Origin of the sequence: Nocardia terpenica (genome assembly GCF_013186535.1) — a bacterium.
In the GTDB taxonomy this organism is placed as follows: Bacteria; Actinomycetota; Actinomycetes; order Mycobacteriales; family Mycobacteriaceae; genus Nocardia; species Nocardia terpenica.
Map to the genome: position 1 here is coordinate 1090135 of NZ_JABMCZ010000002.1, position 17516 is coordinate 1107650.

Consider the following 17516-nt stretch of genomic DNA (forward strand, 5'->3'; position numbering starts at 1 on the left):
TTGATGGGGCAGGATCCGAAGAGGGTGGTGGAGACCGGGTACGACCGGATTGCCGAGCGGTACCTGGGGTGGATGGGAGAGATTCGGGACGATGCGCGGATTCGGGTTCTGGGGGAGGTGATCGCGGGGCTGCCCGAGCGGGCCGCCGTGCTCGATCTGGGTTGTGGGGCCGGGATCCCGTGTACCGCGGCGCTTGCCGAGCACGCGGATGTCGTCGGGGTCGATCTGTCGGCTCGGCAGTTGGAGTTGGCTCGGGCTCGGGTTCCCGGGGCGCGATTCGTGCGGGCGGATATCGGGACCGTCGAATTCCGGCGCGCGAGCTTCGACGCCGTCACCGCCTTCTACTCGATCGCGCATCTGCCGCGGGCCGAGCACGGTGCGCTGTTTCGGCGCATTGCCGGATGGCTGCGGCCGGGCGGGCGGTTCGCGGCGTCGCTGGGAAGCGGGAATGATGCAGGGGCCGTGGACAATTGGCTCGGTGTACCGATGTACTTCAGCAGCTACGACGCCGCCACCAACAGGCGGCTGCTGGGTGAGGCGGGATTGGAGCCGATGATCGATGAGGTTGTCGCCCTGCACGAGCCCGAAGGGCCTGCGGTATTCCAGTGGGTCGTTGCCGCCAAGCCCTTCGGGTGAGGGGGTCAGGGCGTGACGCTCTGGCCGTTGACCGAAATCGTGTCCACGTGGCAGTGTTTGGCGTCGATCGCGGTGGGTGCGGAGATGGTGCCGCCCGCACCGCCGTAGGCGATGCTGGGCTGGGTGCAGCTCTGTTCGCTGTCGTCCCGGAAGGTGATGGTGGTGTCGGAGAACACCAGTGGCCCGGCGTACTGGGCGTTGTCCCACGGTTCGATGGCGAAGATGGCCCGATTCTGGGCCTGCTGCTGCAGATTGATCGCGTAGTTCACCGAACCCGAAGGGCCGGTGACGGTCTGGGTCCAGACGCCGGTGGACTGGTCCAGGGTGAAATCGGCGTCCAGGGCGTCGCCGACCTGCGGCGCCATCGCCGAGCCCGAGTGGCAGCCCGAGAAGTCCGGGTCGTTGCCCACATTGACGTACTCGCCGGAGATCCACCAGGACGAATAGGTGGGCGGCTGCGCGGTGGGGGCGCAGCTGTCACCCCAGGTGAGGACCGGTTGCAGCACGCCCAGGCCGACCGGATCGTAGTTGCGGCCGCCCTGGCTGGGCTCCAGGCCGGGCCACAGGAACATCGTCCCCACCGCGGGCGGCTGCGCCGGAACCGTGAAATGCGTGTGCAGCCGGACGATTTCGTTCGCGACGGGCAGGTCGAACTCCACCGTCGAAGTTCCGTCGGGCTGGAACTTCCACGGCGTACGACCCGATCCCGGCGCGTTCGGCGGCGGCGGGGCCCACCCCGGTGGGGTCGCGGTGGGCGGCGCGGCGACGGCAACGGGTGTCAGGGCTAAAACCGTTGCCAGGACCGCCATTACGGCGGTCGCGGCGGTACGAACCGCCGCTGCGTGTATGAGATTCATACTTTGATATGGAAACATGACCGGTCTTTTCGGCGGACCGGATCGCCCGCCGCATAGGGGTGGCCGACACGGCAAATCTGCCCGCGTCGGCCGTAATTAAGCCCACCGTCGCCGAACCTGTATTCCGAACAAATCGGTCAGTACGGTTACCGGCATGCAGCTGTCCCGCCTCACCGATCTCGGGCTCCGCGCGATGATGCGGCTGGCGGTCGGCAGCGCCGAGCGGGAACGCGTCACCACCAGGCTGATCGCCCGCCAGGTCAGGGCGTCGGAACGCTCGGTGGCCCGGGTGGTCGCCCAGCTCACCGAGTTGGGCCTGGTGGCGCCGCAGCGGGGCCGGGCCGGTGGGCTGCGGCTGACCGGGCCGGGACGGGAGGCGACGGTCGGCTGGATCGCCCGGCGGCTCGACGGCGCCTTCGACACCGCCGAGTGCGCGGGAGACCGATTGTGCGCCCGCGGTGGTCCATGCCAGTTGCGCACCGCCCTCGACGAGGCCCGCGAGGTGTTCTATCGCGAACTCGACAGGTACCGAATCGACGATCTGGTGCATCGGCACATCGAGATCGTGCCGCAACCGATGAGTAGGGAGATTTCGTGACGATCACTTCCGCCACAACGGAACTCATTCGCGCCACGCTGCCCCTGATCGGCGAGCGGATCGACGAGATCACCGTGCTGTTCTATCGCCGGATGTTCGCCGCCCATCCCGAGCTGGCCCGCGACCGCTTCAACCGGGGCAATCAGCAGCAGGGATCGCAGCAGCGGGCGCTGGCCGCATCCATCGTCACCTTCGCGGCCCACCTGGTCGACCCCGCGCTCCCGGATCCCCGGCGCATGCTGGCCCGCATCGGCCACAAGCACGCCTCGCTCGGCGTGACGGCCGACGAGTACCGGATCGTGCACGAGCACCTGTTCGCCGCGATTGTGGAAGTCCTTGGCGCACAGGTGGTTACGGACGAGGTCGCCGGGGCGTGGGATCGGGTCTACTGGCTGATGGCCGAGACGCTGATCGAGCTCGAACGCGCGCTGTACGAGCGGGCGGGGGTGCGGCCGGGCGATGTGTTCCGCGAGGCCCGGGTGGTCGAACGCGAGGAGGATCCGGCCGGGCCGGTCACCCTGGTCCTGGAATCCGCGGACCCCGCCGAACCGCTGCCGGGTTTCCTTCCGGGGCAATATATTTCGGTCGCCGCCGAGCTGCCCGACGGCGCGCGCCAGCTGCGCCAGTACAGCCTGACCGGCGATCCGGGCCGGGGGCGGCTCGGTATCGCCGTCCGCCGGGTCCTCGCGACCGATCACGGCCCCGAGGGCGAGGTGTCGGCGTGGCTGCACGACACCGTCGCCGTCGGGGATCGGTTGCAGATCACGCTGCCGTTCGGCGATCTCGTCCTCGACACCGCCGCCGAGACGCCGGTGGTGCTGGTCTCGGCCGGGATCGGCGTCACCCCCATGGTCGGCATGCTCGAATACCTGGTCGCCGCCGACCGTGCCCGGCGCACCGTCGTCCTGCACGCCGACCGCTCGGCCGACACCCATCCGCTGCGCGCGCGGGTGCGCCGCCTGATCGGCGAGCTCACCGATGTCACCTACCGCACCTGGTACCAGGACCGGGGCGACGGCCGGATCGACCTCACCGGGGTCGACCTGCCCGCCGACGCGGACTTCTACCTGTGCGGCGGCGCGGGCTTCCTCCGGTCGGTGCGCGCACAGCTGGCCGCGGCCGGAATCCCGGACCACCGTGTGCATTTCGAGTTGTTCACACCGACCGACTGGCTTGTGCACGGCCGCTGAGCCACATTATTGCTCCTGCTCCGCGGCCCGCTCGCGGGTCGCGGGCTGGGTGCGGCGCAGCGAGGTCCACGCCTCCAGATCGTCGGCGAGGATCTCGTTCAGGTGGGCCATGGTCTGGGCGGCGAGCAGGTCGCGATCGGCGCCCTGGGCCCGCCGCAACTCCACGGTGCGCAGCATGGCCTGCAGCTGACCGAGGATCACGCTGCGCTGCACCCACATCTCGCGATGCCGGTACAGGCCGTCCCACGCGGACATGACCCCGATCGAGGCGGCGAGGGCGGTGCTGAACAGGCCCAGCCAGGGCGCGGAGAACACCGCGACGGCGGTGCCCAGCACCGCGATGAGCCCGTTGGCGGCCGCGGTCCACACCACCACGCGCCGGGCGCGCGTCTTCACCACGACCCGGGTCCGTTCGAACTCGTCGCGGTAGAAGCCCAGGTAGTGCAGGCTGATGTCGAGCGCGTCGGCGTCGCCGGGCGGGGAGGGCGGGGTGTGCAGCCCGGTCGATCTGCTGCGGGCGCGATCGCGGTCGAGCCGATGCCACACGAGACAACCCGTTCGGAAGAGGATTACAGTGGTCTGAGTAGGGGTGTGAGCGTAGCACAACGGTTGCATTTCGGTGGCACGAGGCGTTAGTCTCACCAGGTAGAGATGTTCGCTCTCCGTCGTCCCGAAGGGTTGTGCGCTCATGAGTGTTCCCAACGGCGCCATCGCCAGCCATGTCGAGACGGCCCGGTTGCCGCATCCCGAACTGGCCCGACAACTGGTACAACACCTGGGACCGACGCTCGTCGCACTCATCGCCAATGTGCGAGACCGAAAACTTCCGCACAAATGGGCGCAGGCCGACGGGCCGCGCCCGCGGGACGCCGCCCTGGCCCGGTTGCAGGTGGCACACCGCTGTTGGAGCATGCTCGCGACCGCCGAGGGCAGCGATACCGCGCGGTCGTGGTTCATCGGCGCCAACCCGCGCCTGGGCGAGGAGTCACCGGCCCTCGCCATCCGCGAGGGCCGCTACGCCGAAGTCGTCGCGGCCGCAGTCGCTTTCGTCGACGGCTCCGAATACTGAACCCGCGCGCCGCAATTCTCCCCTCTCGACTACCCTCGAATCCACAGAGGCCGGGTCATGCGAGGGGGGTTCGTTCTTGTCTAAAAGCGATATCCGAAAACCGGGGGCCATACGGACCTGCTCGAAGACCGGATTCGCTCTCGTTCCCTCCGCCCGCAGAACCGTCTACCGGCTCGCGAAACCCTCGTTCGGGCCGCTGAATCCGATGCTGCGGCGGGTCTCGGCCGACGATCCCCGCACCTGGAACCGTTACGACGTCGCAGGTCAGCAGACCGTCTACGCCGCCAGTAACGAACTCGGCGCCTACGGTGAACTGCTCGCACCGCTGAAACCCACACTGCCCGTACCGGCCTCTCGGTATTTCGACGATGTCGGCGACGACGACGAACTCGAGTCGCTGATCCGCGAGGAATGGACGGGTGTCGGCCACCGCCCTCCCCGCGAACTGGATTTCGCGTGGCTCGCCGAGCACCGGCTATATCGGCTCACCCTGCCCACCATGGGCTGGTTCATCGATATCGAGGCCGCGACCAGCCTGTCCGCCATTGCCGAATACGCGCCGACCAGTCTGGTCGAGCACGGCGTCGCCGAGGTCAGCGTCGCCGAATTGCGCAGCCCCGACCGCTGGCTCACCACCACCATCGCCACCCGGCTGTGGCCGCTGACCCTGGACGACGGCAGCCTCGCCCACGGCATCGTGTACGGCTCCCGGCACGGCAGCGAATGGGACTGCTGGGCGATCTGGCTGCGCCGCACCCGAAACGCCCGCACCGCCAGGGGACTGGTCACCACCGCCGACCCGGGCGTGGATATCGCGCCACCGGATATCAACCCCGCCCTCGCGGCGACCCTGCGGACCTACCGCCTGACGATGAAGACATAGCGCCCTCACGCCCGCAGCGCGGCCACCACCTCGGAGAGGGCGGTATCCAGTTGCGCCGCATAGTCTTCGACGTCCACCACCGCGGGATCGGCGTGCACGGAGACGGTGACCGTGTCACCCAGGCCGTGCACGCCGTGGGTCAGGTGCATGACGGCGCCGAGCGCCGGGAACCCGGCGGTGAAATGCACGGGGGCACCCGCGAAGGAGAGGTCCGCGGGGCCGCGATCGACGCTCGATACCACGGTGTGGCCCGACAGTGCGCCGGGGACGACATCCGTTGGATAGCAGGCGATATCGTGCCGCAGCATCGGGGCGGGCAGCACCGCGGTGACGCGGTCCGAGGCGAATTGCAGCGGGTGCCGGGCGCGGGCGCGGCGGGCGTCGAGCGTGGCCGCGATCCGGTCGGCGCGGCGGCGGAGATCGGTTTCGGCGGTGTGCAATTCGATGCTCAGATCGCGATAGTTGTTGCGCGGGCTGCCCTTTCGGCTCGGCAGCGCGAGCGGTACCTGGGCCGCCAGCTCAGCGGGAGCAGAGCCACGCGCGGACAGGTAGCGCGAGAGCGCCAGCGAGACCGCGGTGGCCGCCACCACGGTCACCGTGTGGCCGGGAACCCGCAGGTCGGTGCGGACGAGCATGGCGACCGCGTGCGCCGCCGGGGCGGGCGCTCGGTTGAGCGCGGTCGGCGGGTGGGCCGGAGGTGGCGGCGGCAGTTCGCCCCGGGCGGTACGGGCGGCCAGCTCGCGCCGGGCACGCTCCGCGCCGAATCCACGAATCACGGTGTGTATCACTCTGATTGGCATCATCGACAGCGCGAACGATTCGGCCGCGATCTCTGCCGAGAGCCGGGCGAGCATGTGGCCGGTCCGCCGGAACGGTATCGCGCGATCACCCGAACCGGCGGCCGTGCGGGGCACCGATTCCGAGAACAGCGCGCGGGCAATGGCCGCCGCGCCGCGCCCATCGACCAGGGCATGCGACAGCTGGAGGACGACGATCAGCCCCGGCCCGTCCACACCCGGCGCACCGGACACGTGCCGGAACAGGTGCACCCGCCAGGGCGACTCCTGCGCGCGCACCCCGCGATCGAGCAGTTCCCCGATCGCGGCCACCGCGACCGGCCACGTCGGCGCCGCGTGCTCCAGCACCCGATCCTCGGTGAATCCGGCGGGCACCCAGGCCGGATAGCCGAACCGGCGCTCGCGCAACCGCACCCGCAGCTCCGGAATCCGCGCGCTGCGCTCGGCGATCCATGCGCGCAGCCACGCCGTGGACCGCTCCGTCTCGCCGAAGCAGTACAGCAGAAACAGATCGTTGCAGCCCCGGCGCGACAGCCAGTACCCGAGCGCATCGCGCGGCAGCAGCGAACCCATGTGCCGACCCTAACCGTTGGCGTACAAGATCTTTCGATCTTGACGAGGTCACAAGACGGTCTCGAACCTATAGATCCACGGCCCCTGTAGTGCTACCGTCTGTAGTAGGACAAACACTCTCTCTCCTGGGGCGGGGTGACTGCCATGGCAGTTCGAGGTGTCGCGGGCCGCTTGATGGCCGAGCAGGCCGACTCGATGGACGAGCGGTACACGGCCGCCAACTTCGTGAAACGCTCGATCAACAAGGTATTTCCGACGCACTGGTCGTTCCTGCTCGGCGAGATCGCGCTGTACAGCTTCATCATCCTGCTGCTGTCGGGCGTGTACCTGACCCTGTTCTTCGACCCGTCCATGACCGAGGTCGTCTACCACGGCACCTATCAGCCGCTGCGCGGGGTCGCCATGTCGCGCGCCTACGATTCGGCGCTGGGCATCTCCTTCGACGTGCGCGGCGGGCTGTTCGTGCGGCAGGTACACCATTGGGCCGCACTGCTTTTCGCCGCCTCGATGGTCGTGCACCTGTGCCGCATCTTCTTCACCGGCGCCTTCCGCCGCCCGCGCGAGGCGAACTGGGTGCTCGGCTCGATCCTGCTGATCATCGCCATGTTCGAGGGCTTCTTCGGCTACTCGCTGCCCGACGACCTGCTGTCCGGCACCGGCCTGCGCGCCGCGTTCTCCGGCATCACCCTGGGCAGCCCCGTGATCGGCACCTGGCTGCACTGGCTGATGTTCGGCGGCGACTTCCCCGGCACCATCATCATTCCGCGCCTGTACATCGCGCACGTGCTGCTGTTCCCGGGCATCATGCTGGCGCTGATCGCCGCGCACATCGCGCTGGTCTGGTACCAGAAGCACACCCAGTACCCGGGACCGGCGCGCACCGAGCGCAACGTGATCGGCACCCGGATCGTGCCGGTGTTCTCGCTGGATCAGGGCGCGTTCTTCATGTTCACCCTGGGCGTGGTCGCGCTGATGGGCGGCCTGCTGCAGATCAATCCGATCTGGAACCTGGGCCCGTACAACCCGTCCCAGGTCTCGGCGGGCACCCAGCCGGACATCTACCTGATGTGGACCGACGGCTGGCTGCGCCTGTTCCCGGCATGGGAGCTCTACATCTTCGGGCACACCGTGCCGGGCGCCTTCTCGGCCGCGATCATGATGCCGATCGTGTTCGGCGCGCTGATCGGCTATCCGTGGATCGAGAAGCGGCTCACCGGCGATCGCGCCCACCACAACCTGTTGCAGCGGCCGCGCGACGTGCCGGTGCGGACCGCGATCGGCGCTATGGCCCTCGCGTTCTACGTGGTGCTGACCCTGGCCTGCGTCAACGACATCATCGCCTACAAGTTCGACATCTCGCTCAACGCCACCACCTGGGCCTTCCGCATCGGGCTCCTGCTCGTGCCGCCGCTGGCCTACTTCCTGGCCTACCGGCTGTGCCTGGCCCTGCAGCGCAGCGACCGCGCGGTGCTCGAGCACGGCATCGAGACCGGCGTCATTCGCCGGTTGCCGCACGGGGAGTACATCGAACTGCATCAACCGCTCGGACCGGTCGACGAGCACGGTCATCCGATTCCGCTGGAATATCAGGGCGCTCCCGTGCCGAAGAAGATGAATCGGCTGGGCCTGTCCGGCAAACCGGGAACCGGCAGCTTCCTGCGCGCGGACCCGGAACACGAGAACGAGCAGTTGCGCGCCGTCGAGCACGAGCAGGAACATCGGCAGCTCGCGGTGCTGCGCGAACATCAGGACCACGGCTAGGCCCGAAAACGCGTCGGGCCCCGAGCCGATCGACTCGGGGCCGTGCTTGCCGTTTCCCGGCTACCGGCTCAGGACCGCCGGAGCACTCCTCCGGTCACCTCACTGACGAACGCGTCCCATTCTCCAGGAGCAAACGCCAGAATCGGACCGTCTCCGCGGTCTTTGGTGTCACGGACGGCGACATTGCCGGTGAGGAGAAACGCCACCTCCACGCAGTTTCCGTCGGGGCCGCTGTGGCTGCTCTTACGCCACACGGCACCGGTCGTGTCAACCATCACGAGTAACTCCTTTGCTGCGTTCGAGAACGAGTATCCCTGGCATCATTCGTTCGGACCATCGGGACCACCTTCGAAGATCGATCCCGTGATGCGCCTGATACAAGCGCGCAACTTGCATTCGTGCGTTCAACGTGCACGTCTGCGTGCACAGATGGGGAGATTCCCCGTTCTGAACCCTAGCAGGTTCTGGACAAGGTGGCGCAAAGGTATTTTCGAATTCAATCATGCAAATGAGAAGTCAGCGAAATGAGTAGTAGTTTGCGAACGAATTGCTGATCGACACTCGATCGGTCGACGTCAAGACCTGTGGACGCAATGAATTCGACCGCCCAGCATTGTGTTTCCGCCCGAATAATCACGAATCGTCCGAAGTGAGGCATCATGGACTGGTGACGGATCGTGATCGTGATATTGCCGGACGCGCCCGAAATGCCCGACCTCGCGACCGCCTCGGGCGCCCTTTACCGGCGGGCAGCGTCGGCGTGGAGCGCATTCCGGACGACCTCGACCTGACACCCGAGCAAAGCCTCGACTACGCCCAGCGCCTGCTGGACGACGGACTCGCCTTCCATGCCCACGAGGTGCTCGAGGCCGCCTGGAAGAGCGCACCGTTCGCCGAGCGGATGCTGTGGCAGGGCCTGGCCCAGTACGCCGTCGGCCTCACCCACATCCAGCGCGGTAATCCCAAGGGCGCCACCACGCTGCTGGAGCGGGCGATCGGCCGGTTGACCGCCGCCGGGCCCGCGCCCTACCGCATCGACGGGCCCGGCCTGATCGCCCACGCCGAGCGGCTGCTGGCGGCCCTGGCCGCGGATCGCCCGATCGACGATCGGCAGCTGGCACCGCGTCTACGGGGCTGAACGCCGGATTCCCTACGATGAGCGGAATGCTCCATGACGACGCTTCGGGACCCCGGGCCGCCGGACGGTTCGCGCCGAGCCCCTCCGGCGACCTGCACCTGGGCAATCTGCGAACGGCCCTGCTGGCGTGGCTGTTCGCACGCTCGACCGGGCGCCGGTTCCTGATCCGCATCGAGGATCTGGACCGGGTGCGACCGGGCGCGGCCGAACGCCAGCTGGTGGATCTGGCCGCGCTCGGCCTGGACTGGGACGGCCCGGTGGTGCGGCAGTCGCGCCGGCAAGCACTGCACCACGCCGCCATCGACCGGCTCACCGACGCCGGGCTGACCTACGAATGTTATTGCACCCGAAGGGAAATCCAGCAGGCCGTGACCGCGCCGCACGGGCCCCTCGGCGCCTACCCGGGCACCTGCCGCGACCTCACCGACGCCGAGCGCGCCGCCAGGCGCGCCGAGGGACGGCCCGCCGCGCTTCGATTACGCTCGCAGACAAAGGAATTCGAGATCATCGACGAGCTGCACGGCCGCTACCGGGGCGCGGTGGACGATTTCGTGCTGCGCCGCGGCGACGGGACGCCCGCCTACAATCTCGCGGTCGTGGTCGACGATGCCGACCAGGGCGTCGATCAGGTGGTGCGCGGGGACGATCTGCTGCCGTCCACGCCGCGGCAGGCGTATCTGGCCGAACTGCTCGAGCTGGCGATCCCCCGCTACGCCCACGTTCCGCTCGTGCTCAATGCCGAGGGCGAGCGGCTGGCCAAACGCGACGGCGCGGTGACGCTCACCGATCGCATCGCGCTCGGCGAGTCCCCGCACCAAGTCGTTGCGCTGCTGGCGAATTCGCTCGGCTACGCCGCCGACACACCCGCCGAACTGCTCGACCGGTTCCGGCCGGACGCCCTCCCCCGGGAGCCCTGGCGGATCGACCCCGCCGACGTGGTGCAACTCGGCGTCGATCCGTAAGGTACCCACTCGTCCGCATCCGCGATCGATTCCCGACAAGGACCCGTATGACCAGTGCTGGGCAGCACGCCGATCTGGGCACGCGCTTCATCGCCCGCATCATCGACGCGTTGATCATCGGCATCCCAGCCTGGCTGATCCTCTACGGCATCGGCCTGCTGACCGGAATCTCACCCGCGAGCATGCTGATGTCCAAGGTGATCGCGCCCATGCTCATCGCCGTCGCCTTCACCGGATACTGTGTGGCACAAGAGACTTCGAGGGGCACCACGTTCGGCAAGCGGCTGGTCGGCCTGCGGGTGCTGGCGCCCGGCGGTCAGCCGCCGGACGCGCAGACCTCGCTCAAGCGCAACCTGTGGGCCGCCGCCGCCCTCGTGCCCTGCCTCGGCGCGGTGGCGACGCTGGTGCTGTCGATCTCGGTCGCCGTCACGATCTCCCAGGACCCCAACGGCCAGGGCTGGCACGACCGATTCGCGGGCGGCACCCAGGTGGTACGCACCTGACTCAATGGGTGGTGACCAGCCGCGCCGCGACATAGATGATGGACAGAACAATGGCGACCACGCCGATCCAGATGCCCGCCAACGCCATTCCGCGGCCCTCGCCGCCGCGCTCCTTGATCTGGTTGAGCGCGATGATGCCCAGCACGATGCCGACGATCGCGCCCACGCAGGTGCACAGCCCGAGGATCGAGGCGATCAGCGAACCGACGGCCAGGCCGTTGGTGCCCTGCCGCTGGGCGGGGTACCCGTAGGGCTGGTACTGGCCGCCGCCCGGATAGCCGTAGCCCGGCTGCCCGTACGGCTGCGCGGGGGGCTGGGGGCAGCTCGGGTACTGCTGCTGCGGGGGCGGGGTTCCCGGCGGCTGGGTGGGGTAGCCGGGGGTGGAGCCGTACCCCGCCGGCGGCGGCGTGGACTCGGGCGGGGGCGTCGCGTGGCCGCCCGACTCGGACGACACACCCTCGCCACCGTACTTTTTCCACCATTCGTCGGAATCGCCGGGATTCGTCATTGGTTCAGCCTATTCCACCGCGACCGCCTGCCGGTATCGTCCAACCCTCGTGAGTGAGACGAAACAATCCGTGGACCTCGAGGGGCCTGGGCGCCCCGCGGCCGAGCACGCATCGTTCGCGCAGGCCGCGGGGGGACCCTTCACCCTGATCGTGACGCTGTTCACGGCCACCCTGATGATCTCCAATATCTGCGCGACCAAGGGCGTGCAGTTCTTCACCGGGCACCACCTCGCGCTGGGTCCGATCGAGGTGCTGCCGATCACCACCGACGGCGCGTTCTTCCTGTTCCCCCTCGCCTACGTCATCGGCGACGTGCTCAGCGAGGTGTACGGATTCCGCGCCGCGCGGCGCACCATCTACTACGGCTTCGGCATGCTGGCCCTGATGGTCGTGTGCTTCTGGATCGCGATCGGGTTGCCCGCGGCCGAGTTCTACGGCAATCAGGACGCCTTCCGCACCGTGGTCGGCACCACGCCGCAGCTGGTGGCGGCGGGCCTGGCCGGGTACATCGTCGGGCAGTTCCTCAACTCGGTGACGCTGGTGCTGATCAAGGAGCGCACCAAGGAGAGGCACCTGTGGGCGCGGCTGCTCGGCTCGACGGTCGCCGGTGAATTCGGCGACACCCTGGTGTTCTGCTCCATCGCCGCCACCGCGATCGGGATCAATACCTGGGGCGCGTACCTCAACTACGTTCTGGTCGGCTTCCTCTGGAAGACCCTGTGCGAGGTGCTGATCATGCCGATCAGCTACCGCTGCATCGCCTACCTGAAGAAGCGCGAGCCCAGCTACGCGCCACTGGACCGCCCGGCGCTGTTCAGTTAGGCCGCTGGACGCATCCCCTTGGTCCCGGCGTGCTTTTGGCCGGGACCTCACGGGAGATCCCGGCCAAAAGCACGCCGGGATCATGAGAGATGAGGGTGCGGGTTATTGCGCCCCGGGCGCTTTGATCCTCCCCTTCCAGCGCCCCAACGTCTCCGCCTTGAACTCGTCGAAGTAACCCCCCTCGATGCTGGCGCGGATGTCGTCCACGAGGCGAATTGTGAAGCGCTCGTTGTGGATTGTGCAGAGGGTGGCGGCCAGCATCTCCTTGGCCTTGAAGAGGTGGTGGAGGTAGGCGCGGGTGTAGTGGGCGCAGGTGTAGCAGTCGCAGGTCTCGTCGATGGGGGTGAAGTCGCGGCGGAAGCGGCTGGTGTTGATGTTGAATCGGCCCTCGGCGACGTAGATGGCGGCATTGCGGGCCACCCGGGAGGGGTTCACGCAGTCGAAGGTGTCGGCGCCGTTCTCGATGGCGACGAAGAAGTCCTCCGGCTCGCTGATGCCGAGCAGATGCCGCGGCTTGTGTTCGGGCAGTTCGTCACAGCACCAGCCGACGATGGTGCCCAGGTTGTGCTTCTCCAGCGCGCCGCCGATGCCGTAGCCGTCGAATTCCGTTCCGCCCCGGCCGCGCATCGACTCCAGCTCGCGACATGCCTTGCGCCGCAGGTCCTCGTACTGCGCGCCCTGGATCACCGCGAACAGCGCCTGATACGGGCGGTGGGTGCGCTCGGCGGTGAGCCGCTCGTGCTCGTCGATGCAGCGCTGCGCCCACTCGTGCGTGCGCCGCAGCGACTTCTCCTGGTAGCCACGGGTATTCATCAGCGTGGTCAGCTCGTCGAAGGCGAACATGATGTCCGCGCCCAGCCGGTGCTGGATGCCCATCGAGACCTCGGGCGTGAACCGGTGTTTGGAGCCGTCCAGGTGGGACCGGAAGGTGACGCCGTCGTCGTCGACCACGGCCAGCCGCTGTTTGCCCTTCGCGATCACATCGTCGTTCTGCACGCCGACCGTCTCCATGGCCAGCACCTTCTTGAAGCCGACGCCCAGCGACATCACCTGGAAGCCGCCGCTGTCGGTGAAGGTGGGGCCGGGCCAGTTCATGAACGCGCTCAGCCCGCCCGCCTCGTCCACGATGTCGGACCCCGGCTGCAGGTACAGGTGATAGGCATTGGCCAGCAACGCCTGCGCCCCGATCTCCGCCATGGTCTCCGGCAGCACCGCCTTCACCGTGGCCTTGGTGCCGACGGGAATGAACGCCGGTGTCGCGATGTCACCGTGCGGCGTGGAAATGACGCCGGACCGACCGTGCCGCCCTTCCAAGCGGGTACCGACGGAGAACGAGAACGAGGCAGGATCAGGCACCCGCCAATATTGCCAGGGTCCCGGCATGCAATATTGCCAGGGTCCCGGCGTGCTTTTGGCCGGGACCCTCCCCGCCGTCAGACCGCGTCCACCGTCTCCTCATCGATCAAGTCCTGATCGACAGCGGCCCCCGCAAACTGCGCGTGATACAGCCGGAAATAAGCCCCCCGCTGAGCCAGCAACCCCGCATGCGTGCCCTGCTCCACAATGCGCCCCTTTTCCATCACCACAATGGTGTCCGCATCCCGGATCGTCGACAATCGGTGCGCGATCACGAAACTGGTGCGGTCGCGGCGCAGCGCGGCCATGGCCTGCTGGACCAGCAGCTCGGTGCGGGTGTCGACCGAGCTGGTCGCCTCGTCCAGGATCAGGATCGACGGCTTGGCCAGGAATGCTCGCGCGATGGTGATCAGCTGCTTCTCACCGGCGCTGACCCCGGAACCCTCCTCGTCGATGACCGTGTCGTAGCCGTTCGGCAGCGCGTGCACGAACCGGTCGACGTACGCGGCGCGGGCGGCGGCCACGATCTCGGCCTCGCTCGCATTCGGATTGCCGTAGGCGATGTTCTCCCGGATCGTCCCGCTGAACAGCCAGGTGTCCTGCAGCACCATGCCGATCCGCGAGCGCAGATGGTCGCGGGAGATGCGGGTGACGTCCACGCCGTCGATGGTGATCGCGCCGGAGTCGATCTCGTAGAACCGTTCCAGCAGATTCACCAGCGTGGTCTTGCCCGCGCCGGTCGGGCCGACGATGGCCACCACGTGCCCGGGCTCGGCGACCAGCGACAGCTCCTCGATCACCGGCTTGTCCGGCTCGTAGCGGAACGACACCGCCTCGAACGCGACCCGCCCCCGGTCGACCGGGCGCGAATCCTCCACCTCGGGATCGGGCACCTGCTCCTGCGCGTCGAGGATCTCGAAGATGCGCTCGGCCGAGGCCACGCCGGACTGCAGCAGGTTGATCATCGAGGCGATCTGGGTCAGCGGCTGGGTGAACTGCCGCGAGTACTGGATGAATGCCTGCACCTCGCCCAGCGACAGATTGCCCGAGGCCACCCGCAGACCGCCGACAACCGCGATCAGCACGTAGTTCAGGTTCCCGACGAACATGACCACCGGCATGATCAGGCCGGAGATGAACTGGGCGCGGAAGCTGGCCTGATACAGCCGATCGTTGCGCTCGTCGAACTCCCGGGCCACCTCGCGGCCGCGGCCGAAGGCGGTCACCACCTCGTGCCCGGTGAACGCCTCCTCCACCTGGGCGTTCACCAGGCCGGTGTACTTCCACTGATCGACGAAGTGCGGCTTGGACCGCTTGGCGATCTGCGCGGTCAGTACGACCACGATCGGCACGGTGAGCAACGCGACCCCGGCAAGCAGCGGCGAAATCCAGAACATCATTCCCAGCACGCCGAACACCGTCAGCACCGACGTGATCAGCTGGCTCATGGTCTGATTCAGGCTCTGCGCGATGTTGTCCACATCGTTGGTGACTCGGGACAGCAGATCACCGCGCGGGGTGGAGTCGAAGAAGCTCAGCGGCAGCCGGTGGATCTTCTGCTCGATATCGCCGCGCAGCCGCTTGACCGTGCGGTTGATGACCAGGTTCAGCAGGAACGCCTGCAGCCAGCCGAAGATCGCGGCGGCGATGTACAGCGCCAGCACCACCATCAGCACCCGGCCCACCGCGGCGAAATCGATGCCGGTGCCGGGGGTGATGTGCATGCCCGCGAACATGTCGGCCAGCCGGTCCTGCCCCTGCGCGCGCAGCCCGGCGACGGCCTGGTCCTTGCTCAGCCCCGGCGGCAGCTGCTTGCTCACCACGCCGTCGAAGATGAGGTTGGTGGCCTTGCCGAGCATCTGCGGGCCCAGCACGTTCAGCACGACGGCGGTCACGGCCAGCGCGAAGATCGCGATGAGATACGGCTTCTCCGGCCGCAATCGGCTCAGCAGCCGCTTCAGCGACGGACCGAAGGACTTGGCCCGCGCGTCCGGCGCCGGTCCGGTCGGATCGGGACCCGTTCCCGGCCTCATCGGACCTCCTCCGCGCTGAACTGGGACTCGACGATCTCACGGTATTCCGGACAGTCGCGCAGCAATCGGTCGTGGGTGCCGATCCCGGCCATCTGCCCGTCCTCGAGCACCACGATCTGATCGGCGTCGCGGACCGTTGAAATGCGTTGCGCCACGGTGATGACCGCGGCGTCGGTGACCTCGGACCGCAGCGCCTCGCGGACCCGGAAGTCGGTGGCGACGTCGAGGGCGGAGAAGCAGTCGTCGAACAGGTAGATCTTGGGCCGCTTCACCAGCGCCCGCGCGATCGCCAGCCGCTGGCGCTGCCCGCCCGACACGGTCGTACCGCCCTGCGCCACCGGCGTTTCCAGCCCCTGCGGCATCTCCCGGACGAAGTCGGCGGCCTGCGCGATCTCGAGGCAGCGCCACAGTTCCTCGTCGGTGGCGTCGGGATTGCCGTAGCGCAGATTGCTCGCGATCGTGCCGGAGAACAGGTACGCCTTCTGCGGCACCAGGCCGATCTGTGACCGCAGCAGCTCCGGATCGAGATGGCGCACATCGGTGCCGCCCACGTAGACCGCCCCGTCGGTCACATCGATCAGGCGGGGAACGAGATTGATCAGCGTCGTCTTGCCCGAACCGGTCGAGCCGACGATCGCGGTGGTCTGCCCGGCCTCCACGCGGAATCGGATGGCGCGCAACACCGGTTTCTCCGCGCCCGGGAACTGGAATTCCGCGAAGGCGATGTCGACCTCGCTCGGATCGGACTTGAACGTCTGCGGCAGCCGCGGCGGCTGCACCGACGATTCGGTGTCGAGCACCGCGCCGATGCGATCGGCGGAGACCGCGGCGCGCGGGGCGATCACCGCTAGGAACGAGGCCATCATGACGGCCATCAGGATCTGCAGGATGTAGGCCAGCATCGCGGTCAGCGAGCCGACCTGCATCCGGCCCTCGTCGATCACGTGCCCGCCGAACCAGAGCACGGCGACCGTGGTGAGGTTGCTGATCAGCATGACCGTCGGGAACATCAGCGCGGTCAGCCGACCGACCCGCAGCGAGGTCTCGGTCAGCTCCGAGTTGGCGACGCCGAAGCGCCAGTTCTCCTGTCGCTCCCGCACGAACGCGCGCACCACCCGGATGCCGGTGATCTGTTCGCGCAGCACCCGGTTCACCACGTCGATGCGTCCCTGCATCTGCCGGAACGCCGGAACCATGCGGGAGATGATCAGCCCCATCGCCAGGCCCAGCACCGGCACCGCGATCAACAGCACCCAGGACAGGCTCGCGCCCTGCCGCAGCGCCATGACGATGCCGCCGATACACATGATCGGCGCCATGACCAGGACGGTCACGCTCATCACGATCAGCAGCTGCAACTGCTGGACATCGTTGGTGGTGCGGGTGATCAGCGAGGGCGCGCCGAAGATGCCCACCTCCCGGGCGGAGAAGCCGCCGACCCGGTGCAGCAGGGCCGCGCGCAGATCGCGCCCGGCGCCCATCCCGGCCTGCGCGCCCAGATACACCGAGGCGCCGCCCGCGATGATCTGCACACCGGAGACCAGCAGCATCCACAGCCCGGTGGTCCAGATGTAGCCGACATCGCCCTTGGTGACGCCGTTGTCGATGATGTCCGCGTTCAGGGTCGGCAGGTACAGCATGGCGATCACCGAGATCAGCTGGAGCACAACGACGCCCACCAGCTGGGTGCGGTACGGAGCGGTGTAGGTGCGCAGCAGTCGGATCAACATGATGCGTGCAGGCTACCGTCAATCCGACGTGACCGCCGCCACGACTTACCGGGTCTTCGCGGCGGTTCGCTGCAGGCAGAACGGTTTTCCCCCGAATGT

General features: G+C 68.0%; 18 protein-coding genes. 10 read left to right on the forward strand and 8 right to left on the reverse strand.

The window, feature by feature from the left end; genetic code table 11:
* Positions 1–3: 3 nt before the first annotated feature.
* Positions 4–636: a class I SAM-dependent methyltransferase gene (locus tag HPY32_RS16620; protein WP_067580062.1), complete on the forward strand. Its 633-nt coding sequence runs from the start codon at positions 4–6 to the stop codon at positions 634–636.
* A 5-nt stretch (positions 637–641) separates the two neighbouring features.
* Here the strand turns inward: HPY32_RS16620 and HPY32_RS16625 are convergent, their stop codons facing one another.
* Entirely contained in the window at positions 642–1493 is an 852-nt protein-coding gene (locus HPY32_RS16625; protein WP_156674031.1) for a hypothetical protein, read from the reverse strand.
* Positions 1494–1647: 154 nt separating this feature from the next.
* On the opposite strand from HPY32_RS16625, the gene HPY32_RS16630 reads away from it, so the two are divergent.
* Both HPY32_RS16630 and HPY32_RS16635 read left to right on the forward strand, forming a co-directional pair.
* Complete coding sequence (locus tag HPY32_RS16630; RefSeq protein WP_067580058.1) at positions 1648–2091, forward strand: RrF2 family transcriptional regulator; 444 nt, start codon at positions 1648–1650, stop codon at positions 2089–2091.
* Positions 2088–3281, forward strand: coding sequence for a globin domain-containing protein (locus tag HPY32_RS16635; RefSeq protein ID WP_067580056.1), 1194 nt, complete (start codon positions 2088–2090; stop codon positions 3279–3281). The genes HPY32_RS16630 and HPY32_RS16635 overlap by 4 nt, the downstream gene beginning before the upstream one ends.
* 6 nt (positions 3282–3287) lie before the next feature.
* Here HPY32_RS16635 and HPY32_RS16640 read toward each other — a convergent pair whose 3' ends face one another.
* Positions 3288–3827 (reverse strand): SLATT domain-containing protein, encoded by a 540-nt coding sequence (locus HPY32_RS16640; RefSeq protein WP_067580054.1) that lies wholly within the window; start codon positions 3825–3827, stop codon positions 3288–3290.
* A 142-nt stretch (positions 3828–3969) separates the two neighbouring features.
* Between HPY32_RS16640 and HPY32_RS16645 the strand changes: the two genes are divergently transcribed.
* Complete coding sequence (locus tag HPY32_RS16645) at positions 3970–4350, forward strand: hypothetical protein (protein ID WP_067580052.1); 381 nt, start codon at positions 3970–3972, stop codon at positions 4348–4350.
* 76 nt (positions 4351–4426) lie between these two features.
* Positions 4427–5233, forward strand: coding sequence for a hypothetical protein (locus HPY32_RS16650; protein WP_156674029.1), 807 nt, complete (start codon positions 4427–4429; stop codon positions 5231–5233).
* Positions 5234–5238: 5 nt separating this feature from the next.
* Here the strand turns inward: HPY32_RS16650 and HPY32_RS16655 are convergent, their stop codons facing one another.
* The gene (locus HPY32_RS16655; protein ID WP_067580045.1) at positions 5239–6603 is read right to left on the reverse strand and encodes a WS/DGAT domain-containing protein; all 1365 of its coding nucleotides are present in this window, start codon (positions 6601–6603) and stop codon (positions 5239–5241) included.
* 144 nt (positions 6604–6747) lie between these two features.
* Here HPY32_RS16655 and qcrB point away from each other — a divergent pair, with 144 nt between their 5' ends.
* Positions 6748–8364 (forward strand): cytochrome bc1 complex cytochrome b subunit, encoded by a 1617-nt coding sequence (qcrB, locus tag HPY32_RS16660; protein ID WP_067580043.1) that lies wholly within the window; start codon positions 6748–6750, stop codon positions 8362–8364.
* Between the two features lie 68 nt (positions 8365–8432).
* Here the strand turns inward: qcrB and HPY32_RS16665 are convergent, their stop codons facing one another.
* Positions 8433–8639 carry a DUF397 domain-containing protein gene (locus HPY32_RS16665; protein WP_082871108.1) on the reverse strand — a complete coding sequence of 69 codons (207 nt, stop codon included), beginning with the start codon at positions 8637–8639 and terminating at the stop codon, positions 8433–8435.
* A 392-nt stretch (positions 8640–9031) separates the two neighbouring features.
* On the opposite strand from HPY32_RS16665, the gene HPY32_RS16670 reads away from it, so the two are divergent.
* From HPY32_RS16670 to HPY32_RS16680, 3 genes are read left to right on the forward strand one after another with little or no spacing between them, the layout of a single operon-like run.
* Entirely contained in the window at positions 9032–9502 is a 471-nt protein-coding gene (locus tag HPY32_RS16670; RefSeq protein WP_067584940.1) for a DUF309 domain-containing protein, read from the forward strand.
* Between the two features lie 26 nt (positions 9503–9528).
* Positions 9529–10464 carry a tRNA glutamyl-Q(34) synthetase GluQRS gene (gluQRS, locus tag HPY32_RS16675; RefSeq protein ID WP_067580041.1) on the forward strand — a complete coding sequence of 312 codons (936 nt, stop codon included), beginning with the start codon at positions 9529–9531 and terminating at the stop codon, positions 10462–10464.
* A 47-nt stretch (positions 10465–10511) separates the two neighbouring features.
* Entirely contained in the window at positions 10512–10967 is a 456-nt protein-coding gene (locus tag HPY32_RS16680; protein ID WP_067580039.1) for an RDD family protein, read from the forward strand.
* A gap of 1 nt (position 10968) precedes the next feature.
* On the opposite strand, the gene HPY32_RS16685 is transcribed toward HPY32_RS16680, so the two are convergent.
* Positions 10969–11475 carry a DUF4190 domain-containing protein gene (locus HPY32_RS16685; protein ID WP_171982893.1) on the reverse strand — a complete coding sequence of 169 codons (507 nt, stop codon included), beginning with the start codon at positions 11473–11475 and terminating at the stop codon, positions 10969–10971.
* A gap of 70 nt (positions 11476–11545) precedes the next feature.
* Here HPY32_RS16685 and HPY32_RS16690 point away from each other — a divergent pair, with 70 nt between their 5' ends.
* Positions 11546–12298: a queuosine precursor transporter gene (locus HPY32_RS16690; RefSeq protein ID WP_067584937.1), complete on the forward strand. Its 753-nt coding sequence runs from the start codon at positions 11546–11548 to the stop codon at positions 12296–12298.
* 102 nt (positions 12299–12400) lie between these two features.
* Here the strand turns inward: HPY32_RS16690 and tgt are convergent, their stop codons facing one another.
* From tgt to HPY32_RS16705, 3 genes are all read right to left on the reverse strand, one after another.
* Positions 12401–13654, reverse strand: coding sequence for a tRNA guanosine(34) transglycosylase Tgt (gene tgt / locus HPY32_RS16695; protein WP_231951377.1), 1254 nt, complete (start codon positions 13652–13654; stop codon positions 12401–12403).
* 77 nt (positions 13655–13731) lie between these two features.
* Positions 13732–15687 carry an ABC transporter ATP-binding protein gene (locus HPY32_RS16700; protein ID WP_067580035.1) on the reverse strand — a complete coding sequence of 652 codons (1956 nt, stop codon included), beginning with the start codon at positions 15685–15687 and terminating at the stop codon, positions 13732–13734.
* Positions 15684–17417 (reverse strand): ABC transporter ATP-binding protein, encoded by a 1734-nt coding sequence (locus HPY32_RS16705; RefSeq protein ID WP_067580033.1) that lies wholly within the window; start codon positions 17415–17417, stop codon positions 15684–15686. Before HPY32_RS16705 ends, HPY32_RS16700 begins: the two co-directional genes overlap by 4 nt.
* Positions 17418–17516: the final 99 nt, after the last annotated feature.